We start from the raw sequence: 26,506 nt of genomic DNA, 5'->3' as shown, positions 1-26,506 counted from the left end.
GGTGGCCCGGACGTTTTGCATCCGTTGGCGCCGCCCCGCGAGGGACGGCGCTTTTTGTCGTGTGCGGCTTGGGCGCGCAAAGGGCTTGCACCGTTAGAATGCGAAGCTTCAACGCCGGATGCGCGCGGGGAGGACATGCGGTATCGGATGATCTTCAGTTGGCCGGTCGCGGTCCTGCTTTGCCTGGTGCTGATGGGTTGCCATCGCGCCGCGCCAGTGCCATTGCCGCACGATGCCTACGTCTGGCAGCGCGCATGGACGCCCGCGGTGACCGATGCGCTGCGCGAAAGCGGCGGGGCGATCCATGCCTGGCGCGTGCTTGCGGCGCAGACCGACGCGGCTGGCCGGCTCCGGCGTTTCGCGCCGGACCGCGCCGCGCTCGCCGCCAGCGGCAAGCCGGTGGTGCTGGTGGTGCGCATCGACGGCCAGTTGCAGGCATGGGACGAACAGGCGCTGCTGGCCGACACGCTGGCGCTGTGGCGCGACTGGCAGGATGGCGGCGTGCCGCTGGCCGGGCTGGAGATCGACCACGATTGCGGCACGGCGCGGCTGCCGGCCTATGCGGACTTTCTCGCGCGGTTGCGTGCGGCGTTGCCGGCGCAGGCGCGCCTGTCGATCACCGCGCTGCCGGCCTGGCTGCGCTCACCGGTGCTGGGCCGGGTGCTGGCCGCGGTCGATGCGTCGGTGCTGCAGGTGCATGCGGTGCGCGATCCGCGCGCCGGCCTGTTCGATCCGGCGCTGGCCCGGCAGTGGGCGGCCGACTATGCGATGCGCAGCGACAAGCCGTTCCTGCTGGCGCTGCCCAACTACGGCTCGCGGGTGAGCTGGGACGCCGAAGGCAGGCTCGCTTCGGTGGCGAGCGAGGCGGCCGTGCTGGATGCGCGCGAGGACGCGCGCGAACTGCTGGCGCAGCCGCGCCAGCTGGCGGCTTTCCTGCGCGCGCTGCAGGCCGACCCGCCGCCCCACCTGCAAGGCATCGCCTGGTTCCGCCTGCCCACCGCGCAGGACCTGCGCGCGTGGAGCCTGCCGACCTGGCTGGCGGTGATCCGCGGCGAGCCGTTGCGGGCGCAGGTGGATGCAAGCCTGCGGCGCGGCGACGCGGCGGGCGGCTACGACGTGCAGCTCTACAACGCAGGCCGCGTCGATGCGGCCTTGCCCGCGCGGGTCGGCCTGCCGGCCGGATGCTCGCTCGCCGACGGCGTCAACGGTTATCGTCTGCGCATGGATGGGCGAACGCCCGCCTTGGAGCGCGCGCAGCCGGGGCTGCTGCGGGCAGGGCACCGACGGACGATCGGCTGGGCGCGCTGCGGCGCCGCCGACGAGGGAGCATGGCATGTGGAACCGTGAACGATGGCTGCTCGGCGTGGCGGCGGCAGGCGCGCTGGCCGGCGCGGTATGGGCCTGCGGCCCGGATTTCCCGAGCCAGTTGCTGTCCGATCGCGCCGCGACCTTCGCGGCCACGCCGGTGAACACGTTCGCCTACGAGGCGATGCACCTGCGCACGGCGTCCGACGAGCTGAAGGCGCACGAAGCGCCTGCCGGGGAGACGCGGGAGCAGGCCCCCGTCTCCCCGCTCGACGCCGGCCTGCCGGCGGAACAACTGGCGCTGCTCGGCAAGATGGCGCCGGCCGCCACCGGCGACGAGGCCTATGCCGCCGGCGCGGGCCTGCCCGAGGCGATCCGGCTGTACGCCGCGGCGGCGATCGAGCTCCACCAGGCCGGCTTCGGCTGCGCGCATGCGGCGGACGACGCGGGAGACGAGCCGGCGACCGAGGTCCAGGCGCACACCTGCGCCGCCCAGGTCGACCCGCAGCGGCTCGGCCGCGCTGAGCGGCGCCTCTACGACCTGCTCGCGCTGCCGCCGGCGCAGGCGCGGCAGCGCGCGGTGGCGGCGGCCTACATGCTGGGCGAGATCGGCCTCAGGCAGTTCGCCGACTGCGGCAACTGCAAGCCGGACGACCGCATGGCGACGATCCGCGGCCACTTCGCGCAGGCGCGCGTGCTGGCCCTGCAGGGTGCGCCCGATCCGCAGGGCCTGGCGGTGGCCAGCTATGGAGAGGAGGCGCGCCTGTACCTGCGCGCCGGCGGCCCGGTGAACGACGGCAGTGCCGATGGCCCGTTCTGCCGCTGGCAGGGTTTCGTCGCCGGCGGCGCGTGCCCGGCCACCATCGCGCCGGGCAACTATGCCCGCGCGATGGGGCTGTACGCGGAGCAGGCGGCGCGCGACTCGCAGAGCGGCGTGGAATCGCTGCGGCATTTGTCCGGCTATGCATTCGGCCATCCGGACCTGCTGGCCGGCCTGCTCGACGATTCGCTGGCGCAGCGCGCGCTGGTCGCCTATGCGCTGGCGTATTCCGCCGACCGCGGCGCGGAGGATGCCGCGTCCGACGATACGGCCCTCGGCCGCGACCGGCTGGCCGCGCTGGTGGCGGCGATCGAGCAGCGCGGGCTGTCCCGCGTCGAAGGCGCGGACCGGCTGGCCGCGCTGGCCTACCGCAGCGGCCGCTACGAGCTGGCCGCCACCCTGAGCGGCCGGCAATCCGGCCCGTTGTCCAGTTGGGTGCAGGCCAAGCTGGCCCTGCGCAAGGGCGACATGGCGGCCGCCAGCACGGCGTACGCGCAGGCGATCCGCGCCTTCCCCGCGACCGGCGAAGTGCCGGGGATCGAACCCGACGGCGTCGACCGGCTGCACGGCGAGCAGGGCGCGCTGAGCCTGGCGCGCGGCGAGTACGTGCAGGCGCTGGAGCAGTTGTGGAACCGCGCCGACGTCTGGTGGGGCGACGTGGCCTACCTGGCCGAGCGCGTGCTCACCGTGGACGAGCTCAAGCACTTCGTGGACACCCGCGTACCGGCCAGCACGGCGATGATGCAGGCGCCCGAAGGAGAGGCCAGCTATGCCTATACCGACGGCCAGGTCGGCCGCGGCACCGCGCTGCGCGAGCTGCTGGCGCGCCGGTTGATGCGTGCGGGGCGCTACCGGGACGCGTTCGGCTATTTCCGCGAACCGGCCGCCGAAGGCGCCGCGCCGACCGCGCCGACAAGCGCGGACGACGGCGAAACGCCGCCGCCGCAGCGCCATCGCGTATGGGCGCAACAGTATGCCGATGCGCTGCAACGCAGCGAGTCGGCCTGGACCGGCATCGGCAAGGCCGAGGCGCTGTTCCGGGCCGCCACGATCGCGCGCGAGCACGGCATGGAGATCCTCGGCTACGAGGCCGATCCGGACTACTACGCGCTGGACGGCATGTACCAGGGCGGGCTCGGCCAGGACACGGCCAAGGTGGGCGCGTACCTGACCCAGGGCGAGCACGACCGCTTCGTCGCGAGCGCCGCGAAGCCGCCGCGTCGCTTCCATTACCGCTACCTGGCGGCCGACGAGGCCAGCCGCGCGGCCGACCTGCTGCCGCCGCGCTCGCAGGCATTCGCCGCGGTGCTGTGCAAGGCCACCGGATGGATGCTGCAGGGGCCGCCGGACTACGGCGACCAGTTCGGCGGCTTCGGCGATCCCAAGCCGACCGCCTTGCCCGAGCGCCTGCAGCGGGCCGAGGCGCTGTACCGGCGCTACGTGGAGCAGGGCGCCTACGTAAGCTGGGCCGGGCAATTCGGCCGCTCCTGCGAGGCACCGGACTTCGACCGCGCCCGCACGCTGTTGCGCCAGCAGCGGATCGCGCACGTGCGGCACCTGGCCGGCCACTACCGCTGGTACCTCGTTGCCGGCGCGCTGCTGTTGCTGATCGGCCTCGGCGCGGTGCTGCGCCGGCGGCGCCGGCCGGGGTGAGGTGCCGCGGCGCGCCCGCTGCGGGATAATGTCCCGTTTCCCGCCCAGGGCGGGCGCCGCCGGATGTTCCGTGAAGAAGTCTGATTTCGATTTTGCCCTGCCGCCCGAGCTGATCGCGCAGGCGCCGCTGGCCGAGCGCAGCGCCAGCCGCCTGCTGCTGCTGGACGTGCCGGCGCAGTCCATGGCCGACCGCCATTTCCGCGAGCTGCCGGAGTTCCTGCGCCCGGGCGATCTGCTGGTGTTCAACGACACCCGCGTGCTGCCGGCGCGCCTGTACGGACGCAAGGAGACCGGCGGCGCGGTGGAGATCCTGATCGAGCGCGTCACCGGCGCGCACGAGGCGATCGTGCAACTGGGCGTCAGCAAGAAGCCGAAGACCGGCGGCCGGATCGAGCTGGCCGACGGCAGCCATGCGGTGGTGCTGGGGCGCGAGGAGGCTTTCTTCCGGCTGCGCTTCGAATCGCCCGAGCCGCTGGAGCGGCTGCTGTCCAGGCTCGGCGAGATGCCATTGCCGCCCTATATCGAGCGCCACGCCAACGCCAGCGACATGGAGCGCTACCAGACCGTGTTCGCCCGCGAGCCCGGCGCGGTGGCCGCGCCCACCGCCGGCCTGCACTTCGACGAGCCGATGCTGGACGCCCTGCGCGCGCGCGGCGTGGATTCCGGCTACGTGACCCTGCACGTCGGCGCCGGCACCTTCCAGCCGATGCGCGCCGAGGAAGTGCAGGACCACGTGATGCACCGCGAATGGCTCAACGTGGGTGCCGAGCTGGTGGAGAGGATCCGCCGCACCCGCGCCGGCGGCGGCCGGGTGATCGCGGTGGGCACCACCGTGGTGCGCGCGCTGGAGAGCGCGACGGTGGACGGCCGGCTGCACCCGTTCGCCGGCGAGACGCAGATCTTCATCTTCCCCGGCTACCGCTTCAGCAGCATCGACGGCCTGATCACCAACTTCCACCTGCCGCAGTCGACGTTGCTGATGCTGGTGTCCGCGCTGGCCGGGCGCGAGTTCATCCTGGACGCCTACCGCCACGCGGTGGCGCAGCGTTATCGCTTCTTCTCGTACGGCGACGCCATGCTGATCCTGCCGCACGGCTGCGTCTGACCCGGAGAGAGGGCTTGGAGCCTGCTCGAAGTCCTCCGGTCGCACTGGAGTCCTCCGCTCGTCATTCCTGCGAAAGCAGGAATCCAGTGACTTTCCCCCTTCCCCAAAACTCTAGAGGCACTGGATCCCAGCTTTCGCTGGGATGACGCTTCATCGGGGATACCTGGGAGACTTTGAACGAGCTCTTAGCGTGAAAGGCTGTGCTTGCGACAAGGCCAGCCACGACCTGTGCCGGAGCCGACGGCTGGCCCGGCAAGCCCGCGCCGCGGGCCCTGCTCCTCCTCGGAAGGGCAGGGCGCAAAGGCGCGGCATGCGATAATGGCGGGATGACCTCCTTGACCTTCGATCTCCTGGCCACCGACGGCGCGGCCCGGCGCGGCCGTCTCGCGTTCGCCCGCGGCACGGTGGAAACGCCGGCCTTCATGCCGGTGGGCACCTACGGCTCGGTGAAGGCGATGACGCCGCGCGACATCGTCGGGATCGGCGCCGAGATCATCCTCGGCAACACCTTCCACCTGTTCCTGCGGCCGGGGCTGGAGATCGTCGAGGCGTTCGGCGGGCTGCACCGCTTCATCGGCTGGGACAAGCCGATCCTCACCGACTCGGGCGGCTTCCAGGTGTTCTCGCTGGCGCACAAGCGCAAGCTGGCCGAGGAAGGCGTGACCTTCGCCTCGCCGGTGGACGGTTCCAAGGTGTTCCTGTCGCCCGAAGTGTCGATGAAGATCCAGAAGACGCTGGATTCGGACGTCGCGATGATCTTCGACGAGTGCACGCCGTACCCGGCCACCGAGAAGGTCGCGGCCGAGTCGATGGAACTGTCGCTGCGCTGGGCCGAGCGCTCGCGCCGCGCCTTCGACGAGCTGAGGAATCCCAACGCGCTGTTCGGCATCGTGCAGGGCAGCGTGTACGAGCCGCTGCGCCGGCGCTCGGCCGAGGGACTGGTGCGGATCGGCTTCGACGGCTACGCGGTGGGCGGCCTCGCCGTCGGCGAGCCGGAGGCCGAGCGCAACCACACACTGGACTTCACCGTGTCGCTGCTGCCGCAGGACAAGCCGCGCTACCTGATGGGCGTGGGCCGGCCGGAGGACATCGTGGAGGCGGTGCGCCGCGGCATCGACATGTTCGACTGCGTGATGCCCACCCGCAACGCGCGCAACGGCTTCCTGTTCGTGCCCGAGGGCACGCTGCGCATCCGCAACGCGAAGTTCGCCGCCGATACGCGGGTGGTCGAGGAAGGCTGCGACTGCTACGCCTGCGCCAACGGCTTCAGCCGCGCCTACCTGCGCCACCTGGACCGCTGCAACGAGATCCTCGCCAGCCAGCTCGCCACCATGCACAACCTGCGGCACTACCAGCGCCTGATGGCGGGGCTGCGCGACGCGATCGCCGCCGGCCGGCTGGAGGATTTCGCGGCGCGGTTCTACGCGCTGCGCCAGGGCGCGCAGGCAGCCTAGGGCGCCCGGGCGGCATCCGGCGCGAAGGAGGCGCCGGGCCGGACGCCGGTGCCGGGAGGAACCTTCGCGGGCCCGGCGGGTTCCTATGGGTCGGGCGGAACGCCCGCGACCGCCTTCGCCCCTGCGGCCCGCCGCAGTGCATGGCCTGGGGGCGCATGGCATAATCCACGATCTTTTATCAGGCGTCCGGCGGAAATCCTTGCCGGGGCCGCAACTTGCGAGACAAGCCGATGAGTTTTCCGATGTCCTTCGTGATCGCCCAGGCCGCTCCGGCCGCCGCGCCGGCCAATCCCCTGGTGACCTTCCTGCCGTTGATCGGCCTGTTCGTGGTGTTCTACTTCCTGATGATCCGCCCGCAGATGAAGCGGCAGAAGGAACAGCGCGCGATGATCGCGGCGCTCGCCAAGGGCGACGAGGTGGTCAGCAACGGCGGCATCGCCGGGCGCATCGACGAGGTGGGCGAGAGCTTCCTCACGATCGAGATCGCCACCGGCGTGAAGATCAAGCTGCAGAAGGGCGCGGTGTCGCAGGTGCTGCCCAAGGGCACGCTGAAGTCCGCCTGAGCGGCAAGCCATTGTGCCGCGGCCGAGGGGGCTGCGGCTTTGAAGGATCCAAGGCATGAGTGATTTTCCACGCTGGAAGTACGCGCTGGTCGCGGTCGTGTTGCTGTTCGGCATCATCTATGCGCTGCCCAACGTATTCCCGCCGGCGCCGTCGGTGCAGGTGCAGGGCGCGCGCGGAGCGGTGGTCGACGAGGCGCTCAAGCAGAAGGTCGCCGCGACGCTGGCCAAGCAGAACATCGCGTACACCGGGCTGGCGATCGAGAACGACCACCTGGCGGTGAACTTCGCCAACACCGACGTGCAGGCGCATGCCTCCGACGCGATCCACGCCGCGCTGGGCGACGACTACACCGTCGCGCTCAACCTCGCTTCCACCGTGCCGCACTGGCTGCGCGCGATCCACGCCAACGCGATGCCGCTGGGCCTGGACCTGCAGGGCGGCGTGCACTTCCTGATGGAGGTGGACCAGAACTCGGTGATCGACAAGCGTGAGGAACGCACCGCCGACGACATGCGCACGCTGCTGCGGCAGAAGAACATCCGCTACGACTCGGTCGCCCGCGCCGCCCAGCGCGGCAAGGGCGTGGTGGTCGTGCTGCGCTCGGCGGCCGACCGCACCACGCTCGCCAACGCCGTCGCCACCGACTACCCGGACCTGCAGACGCAGGACGGCAGCAACACTGGCGACCGCTACCCGCTCACCGTGTCGATGCGGCCGGACAAGCTGCGCGAGCTGCAGCTCGGCGCCCTGCGGCAGAACCTGAGCACGCTGCGCAACCGCATCAACGCGCTGGGCGTGTCCGAACCGATCATCCAGCAGCAGGGCGACAACCAGATCGTGGTCGAGCTGGCCGGCGTGCAGAACCCGGCCGAGGCGAAGAAGATCATCGGCGCCCAGGCCACGCTGGAATACCACCCGGGTTACGGCACGCCGCAGCAGGCGATGGAAGCCGCGCGCACCGGCAACGTGCCGCCGGACGCGCGGCTGTACACCCTGTACGACGGCAACACCCCGCGCGGGCCGGTGCTGGTCAGCAAGCGCATCATCGTCACCGGCGACGAGCTGGCGGACGCCTCCTCCGGCATCGACCAGCAGACCGGCTCGCCGAAGGTGGACGTGACCCTCAGCGCGTCGGGCGCCAAGAAGATGCTCGACTACACCAGCGCCAACGTCGGCAAGCCGATGGCGGTGGTCTACGTGGAGACGGTCACCGACACCAAGATCGTCGACGGCAAGGAAGTGCGCACGCCGCGCGTCACCGAGAAGGTGATCTCCAACGCCACCGTGCAGGGCGTGTTCGGCAAGCAGTTCCAGACCACCGGCCTGGGCAGCGCGAAGGAGGCCTCCGAGCTGGCCCTGCTGCTCAAGGGCGGCTCGCTGGCCGCGCGCATGGACATCGTGTCGCAGCAGACCATCGGCGCCAGCCTCGGCCAGGACAACATCCAGAAGGGCTTCCGGGCGGTGATGCTGGGCCTGGGCCTGGTGCTGCTGGCCGCGGCGGTCTACTACAAGCTGTTCGGCCTGGTGGCGGACATCGCGCTGTTCTTCAACCTGGTGATCCTGCTGGCGGTGATGTCGATGATCGGGGTGACCCTGACCATGCCGGGCATCGCCGGCATCGTGCTGACCCTGGGCATGGCGATCGACGCCAACGTGCTGATCTGCGAGCGTATCCGCGAGGAGCTGCGCAACGGCGCCTCGCCGCACGCGGCGATCCACGCCGGCTACGAGAAGGCGTGGGCGACCATCCTGGACGCCAACGTCACCCACCTGATCGCCGCGCTGGCGCTGACCACGATGGGCTCGGGCCCGATCAGGGGCTTCGGCGTGACGCTGCTGATCGGCATCCTGACCTCGATGTTCACCTCGGTCACGCTGACCCATGCGATCACCGCGCTGATCCACGGTCGCCGCAAACTGAAGACGCTGTCGGTCTGACTTGAAGAGTGCGGCCAGGACGGCCGCTTTTTCCCGCCAAAGAGAACACATCATGGAAATCTTCAACCACAACGCCAACGTCAACTTCCTCGGCATGCGCAAGATCAGCATCGGCGTCGCGCTGGCGCTGATGATCGCCTCGGTCGTGCTGATCTTCACCAAGGGCCTCAACTACGGCCTGGAATTCACCGGCGGCGTGTCGGTGACGGCGGTCTACCAGCAGCCGGTGGCGGTGAGCGACGCGCGCGAGGCGCTGACCAAGGCCGGCATGGAGCATGCCCTGGTGACCAGCCTGGGCGGCAGCCGCGAGCTGTCCATCCGCATGCAGCCGACGGCGGCGATGAAGGACGCCAGCGGCAAGGTGGACCTGGAAAAGGTCACCCTGGTCATCGGCAACGTGCTGAAGGTGAGCCGGCCCGACGTCGCCCTGAAGGGCGCGCAGTCGGTCAGCTCGGCGGTGGGCGACGAGCTGCGCAGCGACGGCAGCATCGCGGCGGTGTTCGTGATCATCGGCATCGGCGTGTACCTGTGGATCCGCTTCGAGCGCCGCTTCGCGATCGCCGCGCTGGCCACCGAGGTGCACGACGTGCTGGTGACGCTGGGCATCATCGCCCTGGTGCAGCGCGAATTCAGCCTGACCGAGCTGGCCTCGGTGCTGGCGGTGATCGGCTATTCGATCAACGACAAGGTGGTGGTGTTCGACCGCATCCGCGAGCTGTTCCGGCTGGCGCGCAAGGCCGAGCCGGAGGAGATCCTCAACCGCTCGATCAACAGCACCCTGTCGCGAACCATCATCACCTCGCTGTTCACCGGCATCACCATGGCCGCGCTGTACTTCATCGGCGGCCAGGCGGTGGAAGGCTTCGCGGTGACCATGCTGATCGGCATCGTGGTCGGCACGCTGTCCTCGATCTTCGTCGCCAGCCCGATCCTGCTGTGGCTGGGCGTGTCGAAGAAGGACCTGATGCCGGTGACCCGGGAAAACCCGGAGCTGGCGCGCCGGCCGTAGGCAATCATCGCCGCAAAGCGGCGATCCGCTTGTCTTCCCCCGCCAGCGGGGGAAGATGCCCGGAAGGGCAGAAGGGGAAGCTTCGCCAAACGAAAGGGCCCGGTTTCGCACCGGGCCCTTCTTCTTGCCGGGTTCGGCGTTCGCGATGCCTGGATCAGGCCAGCGCGCGATCCAGCGCGTCGAGCTGCTGCGGCGTGCCGACGTTGTGCCATGGGCCGTCGTAGCGTTCGCCGCCGAGCTGATTCAGGCGCATCGCCTGCTGGTAGACCGGCAGCAGCTTGAAGCGGCCGGGCGGGTGTCCGTGCAGCAGCTCGGGGCGATAGACCCCGATGTTGCCGAAGGTCAGCCGTTCGCCGGGGCCGTCTTCATGCAGCGCGCCCTGGTGCAGCACGAAGTCGCCGGCGGCGTGCCAGGGCGGATTGGGCACCATCACCAGGTGGGCCAGGCCGGCCGGCTGCGCGGGCAACTGCGCATAGTCGTAGTCGCTGTGGATGTCGGCGCTGACGGCGATGAAGGGTTCCGGGCCGAGCAGGGGCAGCGCGTTCAGCATGCCGCCGCCGGTCTCCAGCGGCGTGGGCCCTTCGTAGGCGTAGCGGATGCGCAGCCCCCAGCGCGAACCGTCGCCGAGCGTGTCGGGAAACTGTTCGGCCAGGTGCGAGGTGTTGATCACCACGTAGTTCACGCCGGCTGCGGCGAGCTTTTCCAGATGCCACACGATCAGCGGCTTGCCGCCCGCCGGCAGCAACGGCTTGGGTGTCTGGTCGGTGAGCGGTCGCATCCGCTCGCCGAGCCCGGCCGCGAAGATCAGCGCGTGGCGCATGGCGTGCTCCGAAGCAAATACCCCCTCGCCGTCATCCCGGCGAAAGCCGGGATCCAGCGACTTTTCGGCGAGATGGAAGGAAGACACTGGATCCCGGCTTTCGCCGGGATGACGCATCGTCCCAAGGTCATGCCGCCACCTGCGTCAGATCGCGGCCGTCCGCATGGCGTTCGAGCAGCGCGACGAAATCGGCCAGCTCCGGGTAGCTGCGCGCCACCGACACCACGTAGCGGTAGACCGTGGGGACATCGGCGAGGTAACCCGGTTTGCCGTCGCGATACCACAGGCGGTAGAACTGGCCGAGCACGCGCACGTGGCGATGCATGCCGGTCAGGTCGAACCAGCGCAGGAAACGTTCGCGGCCGACCGCGTCGCCGATCAGGCCGGCATCGCGCAGGCGTTGCCGGTACGACTCCACCCATGCTTCCACGCGCCCGCGCGGCCACACGACGTAGGCGTCGCGCAGCAGGGAGGCGAGGTCGTAGGTGACCGGCCCGGCCAGCGCGCCCTGGAAATCGATGATGCCGGGATTGTTGTCGTCGACGACCAGCAGGTTGCGGCTGTGGAAATCGCGGTGCACGAAGCATCGGGGCTGTTCCAACGCGGCATGGACGATCGTGCCGAAGGCCGCCTCCAGCACGTCCCATTCGCCGCAGCCGGGCGTATGGCCCAGGTGCCGCTGCAGGAACCACTCCGGCATCGTTTCCAGGCCGCGCACCAGCATGGCGCGGTCGAACGGCGGCAGGTCGCTGCAGTCCACGCGCGTCTGCATGCGCAGCAGCGCGTCCATCGCGTCGCCGTAGAGCTGGTCCGCACTCGCCTCGTTCAAGGCGGGCAGGTACAGGCGCGTGCCGAGATCCTCGATCAGCAGGAAACCCTGCTCCAGGTCGTGCGCGTACACCGTCGGCACGTGCAGGCCGGCGGCGGCGAGGCGCGCGCCGATGCGCAGCCAGGGCGCGGGGTCTTCCAGCGCCGGCGGCGAGTCCATCACGATCCAGTTGCGGCCTGCGTGCCGTGCGCGCCAGTAGCTGCGGAAGCTGGCATCGGCGGAAGCGGGTTCCAGGGCGAGCCCGGCGTCGCCAAGGGCGGAGCGGGTCCAGGCCAGGCGGTCGGCGGCGCGGTCGGGAGTGGTGGTCATGGCGTGCTGCAAGGGGCGATGCTGCGCAGCTTAGCGGGTGGCGGCTTTCAACTGTAGGAGCGCCGGCCTGCATGTGAGGGCCGTGCGGCGGCGTGTCCGGTCGCGCGCAGGATGCGCCCTGATGGCCTCTGCCCGGAGGGGCGCGGGGAGAGGCGGGGGCTAGGACAGGTTGTAGGCCTTCTCTTCGTGCAGGGCGAGATCCAGGCCGATCTGCTCCTGCTCCTCGTCCACGCGCAGGCCGATCGTCCAGTCGACCAGTTTCAGGATCAGCAGGCTCAGCAGCACGCTCCACGCGATGGTGAAGCCGACGCCCTTGGCCTGGATCCACAGCTGGCCCCACGGCGACGCCACCGTGCCGAAGCCGCCCAGGCGGGCCGAGGCGAGCGGTCCGGTGAGCAGCCCGCCGACGATGCCGGCTACCGCGTGCACGCCGAACACGTCGAGCGTGTCGTCGTAGCCGAGCCGGCGCTTCAGCCGCGTCGCGCTGAAGAAGCAGATCACGCCGGCCGCCAGCCCCAGCGTGAGCGCGCCGCCGGGGCCGGCGGTGCCCGCGGCCGGCGTGATCGCGACCAGCCCGGCCACTGCGCCGGAAGCAATGCCCAGCACGCTGGGGCGTCGGTGGCTGATCCACTCGGCCGCCATCCAGCCGAGCGCGGCCGCCGCGGTGGCGATCTGGGTCACCAGCATCGCCATGCCGGCGCTGCCGTTGGCCGCCACCGCGGAACCCGCGTTGAAGCCGAACCAGCCCAGCCACAGCAGGCTGGCGCCGATCACGGTATAGCCGAGGTTGTGCGGCGGCATCGGCGTGGCCGGGTAGCCGCGGCGCCTGCCGATCACCAGGCAGGCGACCAGGCCGGCGATGCCCGCGTTGATGTGCACCACGGTGCCGCCGGCGAAGTCGAGTACACCGAGGTCGCCCAGCAGCGAGCCGGGGCCGCTCCACACCATGTGCGCCATCGGCAGGTAGACGACGGTGAGCCACAGCCCGCTGAACCACAGCAGCGCGCTGAACTTCATGCGCTCGGCGAAGGCGCCGACGATCAGCGCCGGCGTGATGATCGCGAAGGTGAGCTGGAACATCACGAACACGCTCTCGGGCACGGTGTTGTAGCGCGCGTCGGGGGTGAGCCCCGCCAGCAGCGCGCGGTCCAGCCCGCCGACGATCGAATGCAGGTTAAGCACGCCGGCCTGCATGCCTGCGCTGCTGAAGGCCAGCGAGTAGCCGTAGAACAGCCACAGCACGGTGACCAGGGCGGCGATCGCGAAGCACTGCATCAGCACCGACAGCAGGTTCTTCGCCCGCACCATGCCGCCGTAGAACAACGCCAGGCCGGGTATCGTCATCAGCAGCACCAGCATGGTCGCGGTGAGCATCCAGGCGGTGTCGCCGCTGTCCACATGGAGCGCGCCCTGCGCGAAGGCCGGCGCCGCGAATGCGAGCAAGGTGCTGGACAAGGCGATGCGCTTCACGCGGCGCGCTTTTACGAATCCCGAATCTCGAATCCCGAATCCCGCCTTCTTAAAGCGCATCGGCGTCGACCTCCTGCGTGCGGATGCGCATGACCTGTTCCAGCTCGAACACCAGGATCTTGCCGTCGCCGACCTTGCCGGTGCGCGCGGTGTCGGCGATCGCCTCGATGGCCTGTTCGGCCTGCGCGTCGCTCACCGCGATCTCGATCTTCAGCTTGGGCAGGAAATCGACCACGTACTCGGCGCCCCGGTACAGCTCGGTATGACCGTGCTGGCGGCCGAACCCCTTCACCTCGGTGACGGTCATGCCCTGCACGCCCACTTCCGCCAGCGCCTCCCGCACTTCGTCCAGCTTGAACGGCTTGATGATCGCGGTGATCCACTTCATGCCTGCGCTCTCCTCGCGGGTGGTTTGTTGCACCACAGCAGCTTGCGTGCCAGCGCGGCGGGCTGCTGCGGCACGCCTGCCAGGCCGCGACGTGCCGGCACCGGGAGCGGGCGCGACGGGCGCGATCCGGGAGCGGGTGTGCGCTTGTGGTGCGCGGGTTGTCCTGTTTTGGTGCAACCGCATGCCGGGCCGGCTCCGTTCCGGATTGACCCTGCGGCACATAATCAGTACCATTTTGGTCTGGATTAGACGGACCCCACTTTCCCCATGCTCCGCGTCAGCCGCCTGACCGATTACGCCACCGTGGTGATGACCTGCATCGCAGCGCATCCGGACGACGTGCTCAGCACGGCGCAGATCGCCGACGAGGCGCACCTGGAGCTGCCCACGGTGAGCAAGCTGCTGAAGTCGCTCGGCCACGCCGGCCTGGTCGAATCGTTCCGCGGCGTCAACGGCGGCTACCGGCTGGCGCGGCCGGCCCACGCGATCAACCTGGCCGAGATCGTCGAGGCGATGGAAGGCCCGATCGGCATGACCGAATGCGGCACCACCGACGGCCAGTGCGAGCGCGAGGCGCAGTGCGGCGTGCGCGGAAGCTGGCAGCGCATCAACCACGTGCTCGACGGCGCGCTGCGTGCGGTGAGCCTGGCCGACATGCTGCGCCCGCCGGCGCGACCGGCGGAAGTCACCGTCGCCCTCAGTGCATTGAAAGGCAGAACCACCGCATGACCAGCGAACGCAGCGACAACTCCGTGATCGCGCTCCGCGACAATGCCGAAGTGGCCGAGGCGCTCGGCCGCCGCTACGAGGCCGGCTTCGTCACCGACATCGAGACCACCAGCCTGCCGCCGGGCCTGTCCGAGGACATCGTGCGCCAGCTCTCGGCGCTCAAGGGCGAGCCGGAGTGGATGACCGAATGGCGGCTCAAGGCCTACCGCCACTGGCTGACCATGCCGGCGCCGGACTGGGCCAAGCTCAGGCTCGATCCGATCGACTACCAGGCGATCAGCTACTACGCCGCGCCCAAGGCCGGCCCGAAGTCGCTGGACGAGGTCGACCCGAAGCTGCTGGAAACCTACGAGAAGCTCGGCGTGCCGCTGCACGAGCGGGCCAAGCTGGCCGGCGTGGCGGTGGACGCGGTGTTCGACTCGGTCTCCGTGGGCACCACCTTCCGCAAGGAGCTGGCCGAGGCCGGAGTGATCTTCTGCTCGATGAGCGAGGCGATCCGCGAGCACGGCGACCTGGTGCGGCAGTACCTGGGCTCGGTGGTGCCGGCCGGCGACAACTACTTCGCCGCGCTGAACTCGGCGGTGTTCTCCGACGGCTCGTTCGTGTTCGTGCCCAGCGGCGTGCGCTGCCCGATGGAGCTTTCCACCTACTTCCGCATCAACGCGATCAACACCGGCCAGTTCGAGCGCACCCTGATCGTGTGCGAGGACGACGCCTACGTGTCCTACCTCGAAGGCTGCACCGCGCCGATGCGCGACGAGAACCAGTTGCACGCGGCGGTGGTCGAGCTGGTCGCGCTGGAGCGCGCGCAGATCAAGTACTCCACCGTGCAGAACTGGTATCCCGGCGACGAGAACGGCGTGGGCGGCATCTACAACTTCGTTACCAAGCGCGGCGACTGCCGCGGCGACGATTCCAAGATCTCCTGGACCCAGGTGGAAACCGGCTCGGCGATCACCTGGAAGTACCCCAGCTGCGTGCTGCGCGGCGACCGCTCGGTGGGCGAGTTCCACTCGGTGGCGCTCACCCACCACCGCCAGCAGGCCGACACCGGCACCAAGATGATCCACATCGGCAAGGGCACCAAGTCGAAGATCGTCTCCAAGGGCATCAGCGCCGGCCGCAGCTCCAACAGCTACCGCGGCCTGGTCAAGGTGGAGAAGGGCGCCGACGGCGCGCGCAACTACACCCAGTGCGACAGCCTGCTGATCGGCAAGCGCTGCGGCGCGCACACCTTCCCCTACATGGAAGTGAAGAACCCCAGCGCCATCGTCGAGCACGAGGCCACCACCTCGAAGATCTCCGACGACCAGATGTTCTACTGCCGCTCGCGTGGCATCGGCGAGGAAGACGCCGTGTCGATGATCGTCGACGGCTTCTGCAAGCAGGTGTTCCGCGAGCTGCCGATGGAGTTCGCGGTGGAGGCGAAGAAGCTGCTGGAAGTGAGCCTGGAAGGAGCGGTGGGCTGATCCGAATGGCCCGCCGTGGTCGTATCGGCCGTCATTCCGGCGCAGGCCGGAATCCAGCGGCTTGTCCTCCTGACCACCAAGGCAGAACCCAACGACCCTGGATTCCGGCTTGCGTCGGAATGACGGTCAAAAGCTTGAAGAGCCAAAAGACATGTTGAAAATCGAAAACCTGCACGCCCGCGTCGAGGGCAAGGAAATCCTCAAGGGGCTTTCGCTCACCGTGAACCCGGGCGAGGTGCACGCCATCATGGGGCCGAACGGCGCGGGCAAGTCCACGCTGGGCAACGTGCTGGCCGGGCGCGACGGCTACGAGGTGACCGCCGGCTCGGTCAGCTTCGACGGCGTGGACCTGCTGGCGCTGGAGCCGGAGGAGCGTGCCGCCGCGGGCGTGTTCCTGGCCTTCCAGTATCCGGTGGAAATTCCCGGGGTGAACAACACCTATTTCCTGCGCGCGGCGCTGAACACGCAGCGCAAACAGCGCGGTGAGCCGGAGCTGGACTCGATGCAGTTCCTCAGGCTGGTGCGCGAGAAGCTGAAGGTGATGCGGATCTCCGACGAGCTGCTGCACCGCGCGGTGAACGAGGGTTTCTCCGGCGGCGAGAAGAAGCGCAACGAGATCTTCCAGATGGCGGTGCTGGAGCCGAAGCTGGCGATCCTCGACGAGACCGATTCGGGCCTGGACATCGACGCGCTCAAGCAGGTCGCGCAGGGCGTCAACGCGCAGCGCTCGCCGCAGCGCGCATTCCTGATGATCACCCACTACCAGCGCCTGCTCGACTACATCGAGCCGGATTTCGTGCACGTGCTGGCCGACGGCCGCATCGTCGAGAGCGGCGACAAGACGCTCGCGCTGAAGCTCGAGGAGCAGGGCTACGCCTGGGTCGCCGAGCATGGCGAGCCGGCCGGGGCGAAGGCATGAGCCAGCCGGCGCCGTCGCCGTTCGTCGCCGCGCTGCTGGACGCCCCGCTGCCGGCCAGCGGCATCGGCTGGCTGGATGCGGCGCGCCGCGAGAACCTGGAGGCGTTCGCCGCCGCCGGCCTGCCGGATACGCGGGTGGAGACGTGGAAGTACACCGCGCTGCGCGCGCTGGCCCAGCGCCGCTTCGCCGCCGGCGACGCGCAGGCGGACGCCCGCGACGTCGACCTGTCCGCCTTCGCCCTGCCCGGGACGGACGGCCCGGAGCTGGTGTTCGTCAACGGCGCCTTCCGCGCCGACCTTTCGCGCCTGCGCGACCTGCCGGCGGGCCTGAGCCTGCAGCCGCTGTCGCTGTCGCTGCGGCAGGACGCCGAACCGCTGCGCTTCGCCCTGGCGGGGCGTTATCGCGAGGCCGGCGACGCCTTCGCGCGCCTGAACGCCGCGCTGGCCGCCGATGGCGTGGTGCTGCGGGTGGCGGCCGGCGCGAGGATCGCGCAGCCGGTGCGCCTGCTGTTCATCGGCGCGCCGGCGGAAGCCGACCTCGCCTGGCATGCGCGCAACGTGGTCGAGCTGGGCGAAGGCGCGGAGCTGGCCCTGGTCGAGCAGCATGCGTCCAGCGGCGAGCAGGGCCACCTGGGCACTCTGGTCGGCGACATCGTCCTGCGCGAGGGCGCGAAGCTGCGCCATGCCGTGCTGCAGGACGCCGCCGAGGGCGGCACCCTGGTCCGCCGCAACAGCCTCCATCTGGCCGCGCGCGCGCAGGCCGCGGTGCACGTGCTGGAGCTGGGCGGCGCCCTGGTGCGGCACGAGCTGCAGGCCGAGCTGGGCGGCGACGGATCGCGGCTGGATATGCGCGGCGTGTTCGCGCTGCGCGGCCGCCAGCACGTCGATACCCAACTGGCGATCCGCCACCAGGCTCTGGGCACGGCGTCCGACTCCGTCTGGCGCGGCGTCGCCGACCAGCGCGCGCGCGGCGTGTTCCGAGGCGCGATCGTGGTGGCCGCAGGCGCCGACGGCAGCGATGCCAGCCTCGCCAACAAGAACCTGCTGCTGTCCGGGCAGGCCGAGATCGACACCAAGCCGGAACTGGAGATCTACGCCGACGAGGTCAAGGCCGCGCACGGCGCCACGGTCGGCCAGCTCGACGAGCGCTCGCTGTTCTACCTGCGCTCGCGCGGCATCCCGCAGGTCCAGGCGCGCAGCATGCTGACCTCGGCGTTCTGCCGCTCGGTGTTCGACGACCTGCCGGACGAGACCCTGCGCGAGCATCTTTTCGCCATGCTTTCCAGGCGCCTGCCCGCATGATTCCCGCCCCTCCCCGCGGTCGCCGGGAGGGCGCCCAACCGGATCCCGCCGCATGAACGCACCAGCCGCCGCCACCGTGTTCGACATCCAGCGCATCCGCGCCGACTTCCCGCTGCTCGCGCGCACCGTGCACGGCAAGCCGCTGGTGTACCTCGACAACGCCAACACCAGCCAGAAGCCGGCGTCGGTGATCGAGGCGGTGGACGAGCACTACCGCCGGCACAACGCCAACGTGGCGCGCGCGGTGCACCAGCTCGGCGAGGAGGCGACGGCCGCGTACGAGGGCGCACGCGACAGTTTGGCGGGCTTCGTCAACGCCGCCTCGCGCAACGAGCTGGTCCTCACCTCCGGCACCACCCAGTCGATCAACCTGGTGGCCTACAGCTACGCGCTGCCTCGGCTGAAGGAAGGCGACGCGATCCTCACCACCACGATGGAGCACCACGCCAACATCGTGCCGTGGCAACTGGTCGCCGCGCGCAGCGGCGCCACCGTGAAGGCGGCGCCGATCGACGAGCGCGGCGAGCTGATCGTGGAACGGTTCGTGGAGCTGCTGACCCCGGAAGTGAAGCTGGCCTGCGTCGCCCACGTCTCCAACGTGCTGGGCACGGTGAACCCGGTCCGCGAGATCGCGCGGGAATGCCGCCGGCGCGGCATCCCGCTGCTGGTGGACGGTTCGCAGGCGGTGCCGCACCGCCCGGTCGACGTGCAGGCGCTGGGCTGCGACTTCTACGCCTTCACCGGCCACAAGATGCTGTCGCCCACCGGCACCGGCGCGCTGTGGGCGAAGCGTGAGCACCTCGAATCGATGCCGCCGTTCTTCGGCGGCGGCGAGATGATCCGCGAGGTGAGCTTCGACGGAACCACCTTCGCCGAGGCGCCGCACAAGTTCGAGGCCGGCACGCCGAACATCGCCGGCTTCGCGGGCGTCACCGCGGCGATCGACTACTACCGGTCGCTCGGCTTCGAAGCGATCCGCGCCTGGGAGCAGAACCTGCTCGCCTACGCCACCGAGCGCCTGCGCGACGTGCCCGGCCTGCGCATCATCGGCGAGGCGGCGCATAAGGAGCCGGTGATCTCGTTCCTGCTCGAAGGCGCCCAGGCCACCGACCTGGCGACCCTGCTCGACCTGGAGGGCGTGGCGGTGCGCTCCGGCCACCACTGCGCGCATCCGCTGATGCAGTTCTACGGCGTGCCCGCCACGCTGCGCGCCTCGCTGGCGTTCTACAACACCCGCGAGGAAATCGACGCCTTCGTGGTGGCCCTGCTGAAGGTGCGCAAGCTGCTGATGTAAGGCGGCGCGCTGCGGCGCCTGCCTGCCGTCCTCGACGCCGGCCGGTCCCGCACGCGGCGGCGTGCAACGTGCGTACCGCCGGCGCCGACCTGGCCCATGCGGCGCCGGGCCGGTCGGCCGGCGCTTGAACGATGGTCGCAGGCCGCGCCGGCGCGCGGGCCGACCGGCTACTCTCTGGACTTTCCACTTCGTACGGTTGCCGATGCTTTTCCCGCTCCCCGGCCTGATCCGCCTGCCGCTGGCCATGGTGCTGCTCGTGCTCAACGTGCTGCTGCACGTGCTGCCGCTGTTCGCGCTGACCCTGCTCAAGCTGCTCCTTCCGGTGCGCCCGATGCGGCGGGCCTGCTCGCGGGCGCTGGTCGCCATCGCGGAAAGCTGGATCGCGGCGAACGGCGTGCTGTTCGGGCTTTTCACGCGGATCCGCTGGCGGGTCGAGGGAATCGAAGGGCTGCGCCGCGACGGCAACTACCTGGTGCTGTGCAACCACCAGAGCTGGGTGGACATTCCCGTGCTGCAGAAGGTGTTCAACCGGCGCATCCCGTTCCTGCGCTTCTTCCTCAAGCAGCAACTGATCTGGGTGCCGCTGCTGGGACCGGCCTGGTGGGCGCTCGACTTCCCCTTCATGAAGCGCTATTCGAGGGAAACCCTGGCGAAGCATCCGGAGTTGCAGGGCAGGGACATGGAGGCCACCCGCCGCGCCTGCGAGAAGTTCAGGCACATGCCGGTGTCGGTGATGAACTTCGTGGAAGGCACGCGCTTCACCCGTGCCAAGCACGAGGCACAGGCCTCGCCGTACCGCTTCCTGCTGCGGCCCAAGGCCGGCGGTGTGGCCTTCGTGCTGGACGCGATGGGCGACGCGCTGCACGCGATCCTCGATGTCACCGTGGTCTACCCCGGCGGCGCTCCCAGCATGATGGACCTCATCGCCGGCCGCGTGCGCGACATCCGCGTGCACGTGCGCGAGCTGCCGATCGATGCCGGCCTGCGCGGCGACTACGAAAAGGATGCCGCGTTCCGCGGGCACTTCCAGGCCTGGATGAACGCGCTGTGGCTCGACAAGGACGCGCGGATCGCCGCGCTGCGCGGCTGATCGCGGCGCACGGTCCGGTGGCGCTGCCCGGCGCGTGCGAAAATCGTCGGACGCTCCATCCTCACCCCACCCGAAGGAGGCTTGCCCCATGCGTATCCTGATCGTCGGCGCCGGAGCCATCGGCGGCTATTTCGGCGGCCGCCTGCTGCAGCATGGACGCGACGTCACCTTCCTGGTGCGCGAGCGGCGCGCGGAGGCGCTGGCCCGCAACGGGCTTGCCATCCGCAGCGCCTGCGGCGACGCGGACCTGCCGGCGCCGCCGACCGTGCTGGCGCGCGACCTGCGCGAACCGTTCGATCTCGTGCTGCTGAGCTGCAAGGCCTATGGCCTCGAGGCGGCGATGGACGACATCGCGCCGGCGATCGGCCCCGGAACCGCGATCCTGCCGCTGCTCAACGGCATGCGCCAGCTCGACCTGCTCGACGCGCGCTTCGGCGCCGGCCATGCGCTGGGCGGGCAGTGCGTGATCGCCGCCACGCTGGACGGACACGGCACGGTGAAGCACCTCAACCAATCGCACAGCCTGACCTTCGGCGAGCGCGACGGCAGCCTGTCGCCGCGCATGCAGGCGATCACGCAGGCGCTGGCCGACGCCGGCTTCGAGGCGCGTCCCAGTACGACGATCCTGCAGGACATGTGGGACAAGTGGGTCTTCCTCGCCTCGCTGGCCGGCATCACCTGCCTGATGCGCGCATCGGTGGGCGACATCGTCGCCGCGCCCGGCGGCAAGGCGGCCACGCTCGCCCTGCTGGAGGAGTGCCGCGCGGTGGCGGAGCGCGCCGGCCACGCGCCGGGCGAGGCGACGCTGCAGCGTGCCCGCGACGTGCTGACCGAGCCCGGCTCGCCGCTCACCGCCTCGATGCTGCGCGACCTGCAGGCCGGCGCGGCGATCGAGGCCGACCACGTGATCGGCGACATGCTGGCGCGCAGCGGCCGGCAACACGATGCGTCTTCGCTGCTGGCGGTGGTCTATGCGCACCTGAAGGTGTACGAGGCGGGCAGGGCGCGTACGCCGTCGGCTTGATCCCGAGGCTTTGCCACTTGCCCTGGGCATGGCCGTACAGCAGCGCGATCGATGGGCCTCGCGGTTCGCCCTGGACGCAATGCGGTGGCGAAGCCGGCGTATCTTCACCGTTCGCCTGAATTTTCGTCGTTCGCCCTGAGCGTAGCCGCGCAGGAGCGAAGTCGAAGAGCTTCGACTCCGCGCCTTCGGCGCTGCGCTCGGCCCGAACGGTGAGGCGTATCGGAAGGCTGGCCGATCACCATCGTTCGCCCTGAGCGTAACGGCGAAGTCGAAGGGCTTCGACTCCGCGCCTCCGGCGCTACGCTCGGCCCGAACGGTGAGGCGGTATTGGCCGGCCGGCCGAATGCCCGATCCTCACTTGTTCCCCGCTGCCGCGCACAGGCCATCGGCCCGGCCGCGGACCCTCGCCGCTCGCCCTGTCGCAGTCGCGTAGCAGTGAAGTCGATGAACCTTCATCGTTCGCTCTGGCGCGGTCGTGCAACAGCGAAGTCGAAGAACTCTCGCCGTTCGCCTTGAGCGTAGCCGGATAGCGACGAAGTCGATGAACCTTCACCGTTCGCCCTGAGCGTAGCCGCGCAGCGGCGAAGTCGAAGGGCTTCGACTCCGCGCCTTCGGCGCTACGCCCGGTCCAACGGTGAGGCGGTACCGGCAGGCCGGCCGACTACCAGATCCTCACCTGCTTCCCGCCGTCGCGCACCATCGCGTCGCCCGGCTTGCATTGGAACGCCTGCGCGAACGCCGGCATGTTCGACGGCGCGCCGACCGCGCGGAACCGGGCCGGCGCGTGCGGGTCGGTGTTGAGCAGGGTGATCTGCGCTTCCGGCAGGATGTTGCCGCGCCACACCCGCGCCCAGTTGAGGAAGAAGCGCTGGTCCTGGGTGTAGCCGTCGATCTTCGATCCCGCCTCGGCCGGGTTCTTCGCCAGCGCCATCTGCAGGGCGTCGTAGGCGGCGTTGAGGCCGCCCAGGTCGCCGATGTTCTCGCCGGTGGTGAGGCGGCCGTTGACGTGCTTGCCGGGCAGCGCCTCGTAGCCGTCGAACTGCGCAACCAGCTTGCCGGTGCGTTCGTCGAAGGCCTTGCGGTCGGCGTCGGTCCACCAGTTGACGTTGTTGCCGCGGGCGTCGAACTTGCTGCCCTGGTCGTCGTAGCCGTGGCTCATCTCGTGGCCGATCACCGCGCCGATGCCGCCGTAGTTGAGCGCGTCGTCCGCGGCGGCGTCGAAGAAGGGCGGCTGCAGGATCGCCGCGGGGAACACGATCTCGTTCTTCTGCGGGCTGTAGTAGGCGTTCACCGTCTGCGGCGTCATGCCCCATTCGTTGCGGTCCACCGGCTTGCCGATCTTGCCGACCCGGTAGTCGTAGTTGAACCTGGCGGCCGCCTGCACGTTGGCGTAGTAGTCGCCGGGCCGGATGGACAGGCCGGACCAGTCGCGCCACCGGTCGGGGTAGCCGATCTTCGGCGTGAAGCTGGCCCATTTCTCCAGCGCCTTGCGCTTGGTCGCCTCGCTCATCCACTCGAGCTTCTCGATGCGCGCCCTGTACGCCGTGCGCAGGTTGTCCACCAGCACCTGCGCGCGTTCCTTGGACTGCGGGCTGAAGGCCGCGGCGACGTAGAGCTGGCCCAGGGCCATGCCCATGCCGTTCTCGACGCTCTCCAGCGCGCGCTTCCAGCGCGGCTTGATCTCCTTCTGCCCGTTCAGCGTCCTGGCGTTGAAGGCGAAGTCCTCCCGCTGGAACGGCGTGGAGAGGTAGGGCGCGGCGTCGTCGATCGCGTGGAAGCGCAGGTAGGCGCGCCAGTCGGCGATCGGCACGTCGCCGAGCATCTTCTGCACCTCGGCGAAGAACTTCGGGTGCGACAGCGAGAAGCCGTCGCCCACGTCCGCGCCCTGCGCCTTGAAGAACGCGGCCCAGTCGAAGCCCGGAGTGACCGCGTCGGCCTGGGCCAGGCTTACGTAGTGGTAGCGGTTCTCCGGCTGGCGCAGTTCCACCGGACGCAGCGAGGCGCCGGCCAGGCGGGTCTCGAAGGCCAGCACCGACTTTGCCTGCGCTTTCGCCCCGGCGGTGCCCGTGCCGGTCAGCTCGAACAGCCGCGCGATGTGCGCGACGTAGGCGGCGCGGATCTTCGCGTAGTCCGGCTTGGCGTAGTAGTCGGCGGTCGGCAGGCCGAGGCCGCCCTGGCCGGCGTAGGCGATCTGCCGGCCGGAGTCCTTGAAGTCGCCGTTGCCGTAGAAGCGGAACAGCACCGGATGGCCCTGCGCGTAGCTGTCGCGGACATAGCCGGCGACGTCGGCGCCGCTCTTCAGCGCATCGATGCGCGCCAGCACCGGGCGGATCGGATCGAAGCCGGCCCGGTCGATCGCCGCCTCGTCCATGCCGGAGGCGTACAGCCAGCCGATCTTCTGCTCGATCGAGCCCGGCGCGGCCTGGGCGGCGTGCTGCGCGGCGGCCTCCACGATCCGGCGCTGCACGTTCAGGCTGCCCTCGCGCAGCGCGTCGAAGGTGCCCCAGCGGGTGCGGTCGGCGGGGACCGGGTTGGCGGCGATCCACTTGGCGTTGACGAAGCCGTTGAAGTCGGCGCAGGCATCGATTTTCGGATCGAGTTCGCCCACGTCGAAGGCGGACGTGCCGGCGGCGAAGGCGTGGGCGGAGAGGCCCAGGCCGATGGCGAGTGCGATCGGCTTCACGAGGCGGTGCTTCATGGAATCTCCCTGGTCAGGCGGCGCCGGCAGCGGCCACGCCCGACGGCGTGCGGCATGCGCCAACGCGCAGGTTAGGCAGTGGCGTCCGCGGCCGCACAGTGGCGAAGGTCACGCGCGGCTCAGGGCCGTAGCCGCACCGGGGTGGCGACCGCGCGGCGGGCGCTGATGCGGTAGACGCAACGCCGCGCGCCGGCGAGCAGGTGCTGCTCGCGCACCACCTGGGCCTGCGGACCAAGCACTTCGCGGAACAGCTCCAGCTCGGCGCGGCAGAAGCCCTGGCAGGCCTGCGCGGCGGCGCAGATCGGGCAGTGGTCCTCGATCAGCAGCCAGTCGCGGCCGTCGCGCTCGGCGCGGGCCATGTAGCCCTCGTGGGCGCGGATCGCGGCGAGCCGGCGCACGCGCTCGCCGAGCTGGCGCGGCTGGCCGATGGCATCCAGGTAGGCGCGGCGGTTGTCGTCGCGCCGCGCGTCGATCAGGCGGTCCACGCCGGCGTCGCCGAACAGGCTGCGCACCGAGGCGATCAGGTCCTTGGCCAGTTGCGCGTGCGCATCCGGGTAGCGGGCGTGGCCGGCGGCGGTGAGCGCCCACAGCCGGCGCGGCCGGCCGGCGGCCTTCGCGGGCTCCGGCTCGCCATCGATCAGGCCGGCCTCCAGCAGCTTCTGCACCTGCTGGCGCACCGCCTCGGGGGTAAGCCGCAGCGCCTCGGCGAGCGCCGAGGTGCCCTGCGGACCGCGCGTCTTGAGCTGCAGCAGGACCCGCTCGGCGGACGGCTCCATGGGATTATCCAAGTTCATGCTTGTTTAATTAGCGAGGCGCGGATTAATATGCAAAGGGTTGCTTGGATATTAGGCGCGCCGGGCGCGCATTGTCGAGGTCGCATGTCAGTCGCCGTTCCCGCCTCCTGGTCGCACCTGCTTTCGGGGCGCAACGGCGCGCGCTCCCTCGCGCTGGCCGGCGGCACGGCATTGCATGCCGTCAACATCTACGTGGCGACCACGATCATGCCGTCGATCGTGGACGACATCGGCGGCCTGGCCTACTACGCCTGGAACACCACCTTGTTCGTGATCGCCTCGATCGTCGGCGCCGCGCTGGCCGCGGCGCTGGTCGGCCGTTTCGGCGGCAAGCGCGCCTACCTGCTGGCGCTGGGCGTGTTCGCCGCGGGCACGCTGGCCTGCGCGGGCGCCGGGTCGATGCCGTGGCTGCTGGCCGGGCGCAGCCTGCAGGGGCTGGGCGGCGGCGTGCTGGTGTCGCTGGCCTACGTGCTGATCCGGCAGGTGTTCGAGCCGGCGCTGTGGTCCCGCGCGATGGGGCTGGTCTCGGCGATGTGGGGCATCGCCACGCTGTCGGGCCCGGCCATCGGCGGCGTCTTCGCGCAACTGGGCGACTGGCGCGCGGCGTTCTGGAGCCTGCTGCCGGCCGTGCTGGCGCTGGCCCTGGTGGTGACGGCCTGGCTGCCGGCGGGCGCCGCCGCCGCGTCGACGCGGGTGCCGGGCGGGCGGCTGGCCCTGCTGGCGCTGTCGGTGCTGGCGATCTCGCTGGCCAGCCTGAGCCATGCGCGCGGCCTGCAACTGCTCGGCGTGGCCGCCGGCCTGGCGCTGGCCGCCTCGATCGCGCGGCTCGACCGCCGCGCGGCGGTGCGGCTGCTGCCACGCGGCGCCTACGCGCCGTCGCGCCTGCGCGCGCTGTACGCGGTGATCGGCCTGCTGGTGATCGGCAGCACGGTGGAGATCTTCGTGCCGTACTTCCTGCAGGTGATCCACGGCCATACGCCGCTGGCGGCGGGCTATCTCACCGCGGTGATGGCCGGCGGCTGGAGCTTCGGCTCCATGCTCAGCTCCGGCCGCGGCGACCGCTTCGCCGCCGGCAGCGTGCGCGCCGGCCCGGTGCTGATGGCGCTGGCATTGGCGATGCTGGCCTGGATGCTGCAGTCGCCGTCCGGTTTCGCGCATGGCGCCGGCCTCGCCGCGCTGTGCGTCGCGCTGGCCGGCGTGGGGCTGGGCATCGGGCTGGCCTGGCCGCACCTGCTCACGGCGCTGCTGACGGTGGCACCAGCGGACGAGGGTGCGCTCGCCTCCGCATCGATCTCCACCGTGCAGTTGTATGCGATGTCGCTCGGCGCGGCGCTGGCGGGACTCGTCGCCAACGCGGCCGGGCTGACCGATCCGGGCGGCCTGGCCGGCGCCCGCGCGGCGGCGCCATGGGTGTTCGGCGGCTTCGCCGTGCTGGTGGCGCTGGCCGTTCCGGTGGCGCGGCGTGCCGCGCCTCGTCCCGTCGTCGATGTGTCCTGAACTGTCCCACCTGCCAAAGGAGAATCC

The 26,506-nt window shown here is 70.3% G+C and carries 21 protein-coding genes; 15 read left to right on the top strand and 6 right to left on the bottom strand.

All coding sequences use genetic code 11. From position 1 onward, the window contains the following. The first annotated feature begins 147 nt into the window (after positions 1-147). The 7 genes from ASG87_RS16785 (at position 148) to secF (ending at position 9,848) form a co-directional block, all read left to right on the top strand. Positions 148-1,347 (top strand): DUF3142 domain-containing protein, encoded by a 1,200-nt coding sequence (locus tag ASG87_RS16785; protein WP_235499676.1) that lies wholly within the window; start codon positions 148-150, stop codon positions 1,345-1,347. Then, positions 1,334-3,778: a hypothetical protein gene (locus ASG87_RS16780; protein WP_056007890.1), complete on the top strand. Its 2,445-nt coding sequence runs from the start codon at positions 1,334-1,336 to the stop codon at positions 3,776-3,778. Before ASG87_RS16785 ends, ASG87_RS16780 begins: the two co-directional genes overlap by 14 nt. A gap of 70 nt (positions 3,779-3,848) precedes the next feature. Then, positions 3,849-4,883: a tRNA preQ1(34) S-adenosylmethionine ribosyltransferase-isomerase QueA gene (queA, locus tag ASG87_RS16775; protein WP_056007887.1), complete on the top strand. Its 1,035-nt coding sequence runs from the start codon at positions 3,849-3,851 to the stop codon at positions 4,881-4,883. A 326-nt stretch (positions 4,884-5,209) separates the two neighbouring features. After that, positions 5,210-6,337 carry a tRNA guanosine(34) transglycosylase Tgt gene (gene tgt, locus ASG87_RS16770; protein ID WP_056007883.1) on the top strand — a complete coding sequence of 376 codons (1,128 nt, stop codon included), beginning with the start codon at positions 5,210-5,212 and terminating at the stop codon, positions 6,335-6,337. A 230-nt stretch (positions 6,338-6,567) separates the two neighbouring features. Further along, positions 6,568-6,900 carry a preprotein translocase subunit YajC gene (gene yajC, locus ASG87_RS16765; protein ID WP_056007880.1) on the top strand — a complete coding sequence of 111 codons (333 nt, stop codon included), beginning with the start codon at positions 6,568-6,570 and terminating at the stop codon, positions 6,898-6,900. A gap of 55 nt (positions 6,901-6,955) precedes the next feature. After that, positions 6,956-8,839 carry a protein translocase subunit SecD gene (gene secD / locus ASG87_RS16760; RefSeq protein WP_056007877.1) on the top strand — a complete coding sequence of 628 codons (1,884 nt, stop codon included), beginning with the start codon at positions 6,956-6,958 and terminating at the stop codon, positions 8,837-8,839. A 52-nt stretch (positions 8,840-8,891) separates the two neighbouring features. Next, positions 8,892-9,848, top strand: a complete 957-nt coding sequence (gene secF, locus ASG87_RS16755; RefSeq protein ID WP_056007874.1) for a protein translocase subunit SecF — start codon at positions 8,892-8,894, stop codon at positions 9,846-9,848. A gap of 154 nt (positions 9,849-10,002) precedes the next feature. Here the strand turns inward: secF and murU are convergent, their stop codons facing one another. The 4 genes from murU to ASG87_RS16735 all read right to left on the bottom strand — a co-directional run bounded on the left by murU (position 10,003) and on the right by ASG87_RS16735 (position 13,664). Continuing rightward, a complete protein-coding gene (murU, locus tag ASG87_RS16750) occupies positions 10,003-10,668 on the bottom strand; it encodes an N-acetylmuramate alpha-1-phosphate uridylyltransferase MurU (RefSeq protein WP_056007871.1) in 666 nt (221 codons plus the stop codon). Between the two features lie 127 nt (positions 10,669-10,795). Beyond that, a complete protein-coding gene (locus ASG87_RS16745; protein ID WP_056007868.1) occupies positions 10,796-11,806 on the bottom strand; it encodes a phosphotransferase in 1,011 nt (336 codons plus the stop codon). A 159-nt stretch (positions 11,807-11,965) separates the two neighbouring features. Beyond that, positions 11,966-13,276, bottom strand: a complete 1,311-nt coding sequence (locus tag ASG87_RS16740) for an ammonium transporter (protein WP_235499675.1) — start codon at positions 13,274-13,276, stop codon at positions 11,966-11,968. Between the two features lie 49 nt (positions 13,277-13,325). After that, the gene (locus tag ASG87_RS16735; RefSeq protein WP_056007862.1) at positions 13,326-13,664 is read right to left on the bottom strand and encodes a P-II family nitrogen regulator; all 339 of its coding nucleotides are present in this window, start codon (positions 13,662-13,664) and stop codon (positions 13,326-13,328) included. Between the two features lie 267 nt (positions 13,665-13,931). On the opposite strand from ASG87_RS16735, the gene ASG87_RS16730 reads away from it, so the two are divergent. The 7 genes from ASG87_RS16730 (at position 13,932) to panE (ending at position 21,490) form a co-directional block, all read left to right on the top strand. Then, a complete protein-coding gene (locus ASG87_RS16730) occupies positions 13,932-14,393 on the top strand; it encodes an SUF system Fe-S cluster assembly regulator (protein WP_056007859.1) in 462 nt (153 codons plus the stop codon). Continuing rightward, positions 14,390-15,862: a Fe-S cluster assembly protein SufB gene (gene sufB, locus ASG87_RS16725; protein WP_056007857.1), complete on the top strand. Its 1,473-nt coding sequence runs from the start codon at positions 14,390-14,392 to the stop codon at positions 15,860-15,862. Before ASG87_RS16730 ends, sufB begins: the two co-directional genes overlap by 4 nt. Positions 15,863-16,013: 151 nt before the next feature. Further along, complete coding sequence (gene sufC / locus ASG87_RS16720) at positions 16,014-16,781, top strand: Fe-S cluster assembly ATPase SufC (RefSeq protein ID WP_056007854.1); 768 nt, start codon at positions 16,014-16,016, stop codon at positions 16,779-16,781. Further along, positions 16,778-18,082, top strand: a complete 1,305-nt coding sequence (gene sufD / locus ASG87_RS16715) for a Fe-S cluster assembly protein SufD (RefSeq protein ID WP_056007851.1) — start codon at positions 16,778-16,780, stop codon at positions 18,080-18,082. The genes sufC and sufD overlap by 4 nt, the downstream gene beginning before the upstream one ends. A 52-nt stretch (positions 18,083-18,134) precedes the next feature. Continuing rightward, positions 18,135-19,376, top strand: coding sequence for a cysteine desulfurase (locus tag ASG87_RS16710; protein ID WP_056007848.1), 1,242 nt, complete (start codon positions 18,135-18,137; stop codon positions 19,374-19,376). A 202-nt stretch (positions 19,377-19,578) separates the two neighbouring features. Then, complete coding sequence (locus ASG87_RS16705) at positions 19,579-20,466, top strand: acyltransferase (protein ID WP_056007845.1); 888 nt, start codon at positions 19,579-19,581, stop codon at positions 20,464-20,466. 88 nt (positions 20,467-20,554) lie between these two features. Beyond that, positions 20,555-21,490: a 2-dehydropantoate 2-reductase gene (panE, locus tag ASG87_RS16700; RefSeq protein WP_056007842.1), complete on the top strand. Its 936-nt coding sequence runs from the start codon at positions 20,555-20,557 to the stop codon at positions 21,488-21,490. Between the two features lie 661 nt (positions 21,491-22,151). Here the strand turns inward: panE and ASG87_RS16695 are convergent. Both ASG87_RS16695 and ASG87_RS16690 read right to left on the bottom strand, forming a co-directional pair. Continuing rightward, positions 22,152-24,188: a M13-type metalloendopeptidase gene (locus ASG87_RS16695; RefSeq protein ID WP_082583048.1), complete on the bottom strand. Its 2,037-nt coding sequence runs from the start codon at positions 24,186-24,188 to the stop codon at positions 22,152-22,154. Positions 24,189-24,307: 119 nt separating this feature from the next. Beyond that, positions 24,308-24,964 carry a helix-turn-helix domain-containing protein gene (locus ASG87_RS16690; RefSeq protein WP_200949135.1) on the bottom strand — a complete coding sequence of 219 codons (657 nt, stop codon included), beginning with the start codon at positions 24,962-24,964 and terminating at the stop codon, positions 24,308-24,310. A gap of 102 nt (positions 24,965-25,066) precedes the next feature. On the opposite strand from ASG87_RS16690, the gene ASG87_RS16685 reads away from it, so the two are divergent. Further along, positions 25,067-26,479, top strand: coding sequence for an MFS transporter (locus tag ASG87_RS16685; RefSeq protein ID WP_056007836.1), 1,413 nt, complete (start codon positions 25,067-25,069; stop codon positions 26,477-26,479). The last annotated feature ends 27 nt before the right edge of the window (positions 26,480-26,506 follow it).

Origin of the sequence: Frateuria sp. Soil773 (assembly GCF_001428405.1) — a bacterium.
Lineage (GTDB): Bacteria > Pseudomonadota > Gammaproteobacteria > Xanthomonadales > Rhodanobacteraceae > LMSL01.
The sequence above is the reverse complement of the archived record's forward strand: the minus strand, read 5'-3'. Positions and strand labels throughout refer to the sequence as shown.

What these genes read in the sequence shown, in the direction of transcription:
- ASG87_RS16785 (WP_235499676.1), top strand. Translation starts at nt 148, where the DNA reads ATGATCTTCAGTTGGCCGGTCGCGGTCCTGCTTTGCCTGGTGCTGATG.
- ASG87_RS16780 (WP_056007890.1), top strand. Translation starts at nt 1,334, where the DNA reads ATGTGGAACCGTGAACGATGGCTGCTCGGCGTGGCGGCGGCAGGCGCG.
- tgt (WP_056007883.1), top strand. Translation starts at nt 5,210, where the DNA reads ATGACCTCCTTGACCTTCGATCTCCTGGCCACCGACGGCGCGGCCCGG.
- yajC (WP_056007880.1), top strand. Translation starts at nt 6,568, where the DNA reads ATGAGTTTTCCGATGTCCTTCGTGATCGCCCAGGCCGCTCCGGCCGCC.
- secD (WP_056007877.1), top strand. Translation starts at nt 6,956, where the DNA reads ATGAGTGATTTTCCACGCTGGAAGTACGCGCTGGTCGCGGTCGTGTTG.
- secF (WP_056007874.1), top strand. Translation starts at nt 8,892, where the DNA reads ATGGAAATCTTCAACCACAACGCCAACGTCAACTTCCTCGGCATGCGC.
- murU (WP_056007871.1), bottom strand. Translation starts at nt 10,668, where the DNA reads ATGCGCCACGCGCTGATCTTCGCGGCCGGGCTCGGCGAGCGGATGCGA.
- ASG87_RS16745 (WP_056007868.1), bottom strand. Translation starts at nt 11,806, where the DNA reads ATGACCACCACTCCCGACCGCGCCGCCGACCGCCTGGCCTGGACCCGC.
- ASG87_RS16735 (WP_056007862.1), bottom strand. Translation starts at nt 13,664, where the DNA reads ATGAAGTGGATCACCGCGATCATCAAGCCGTTCAAGCTGGACGAAGTG.
- ASG87_RS16730 (WP_056007859.1), top strand. Translation starts at nt 13,932, where the DNA reads ATGCTCCGCGTCAGCCGCCTGACCGATTACGCCACCGTGGTGATGACC.
- sufB (WP_056007857.1), top strand. Translation starts at nt 14,390, where the DNA reads ATGACCAGCGAACGCAGCGACAACTCCGTGATCGCGCTCCGCGACAAT.
- sufC (WP_056007854.1), top strand. Translation starts at nt 16,014, where the DNA reads ATGTTGAAAATCGAAAACCTGCACGCCCGCGTCGAGGGCAAGGAAATC.
- sufD (WP_056007851.1), top strand. Translation starts at nt 16,778, where the DNA reads ATGAGCCAGCCGGCGCCGTCGCCGTTCGTCGCCGCGCTGCTGGACGCC.
- ASG87_RS16710 (WP_056007848.1), top strand. Translation starts at nt 18,135, where the DNA reads ATGAACGCACCAGCCGCCGCCACCGTGTTCGACATCCAGCGCATCCGC.
- ASG87_RS16705 (WP_056007845.1), top strand. Translation starts at nt 19,579, where the DNA reads ATGCTTTTCCCGCTCCCCGGCCTGATCCGCCTGCCGCTGGCCATGGTG.
- panE (WP_056007842.1), top strand. Translation starts at nt 20,555, where the DNA reads ATGCGTATCCTGATCGTCGGCGCCGGAGCCATCGGCGGCTATTTCGGC.
- ASG87_RS16695 (WP_082583048.1), bottom strand. Translation starts at nt 24,188, where the DNA reads ATGAAGCACCGCCTCGTGAAGCCGATCGCACTCGCCATCGGCCTGGGC.
- ASG87_RS16690 (WP_200949135.1), bottom strand. Translation starts at nt 24,964, where the DNA reads ATGGAGCCGTCCGCCGAGCGGGTCCTGCTGCAGCTCAAGACGCGCGGT.
- ASG87_RS16685 (WP_056007836.1), top strand. Translation starts at nt 25,067, where the DNA reads ATGTCAGTCGCCGTTCCCGCCTCCTGGTCGCACCTGCTTTCGGGGCGC.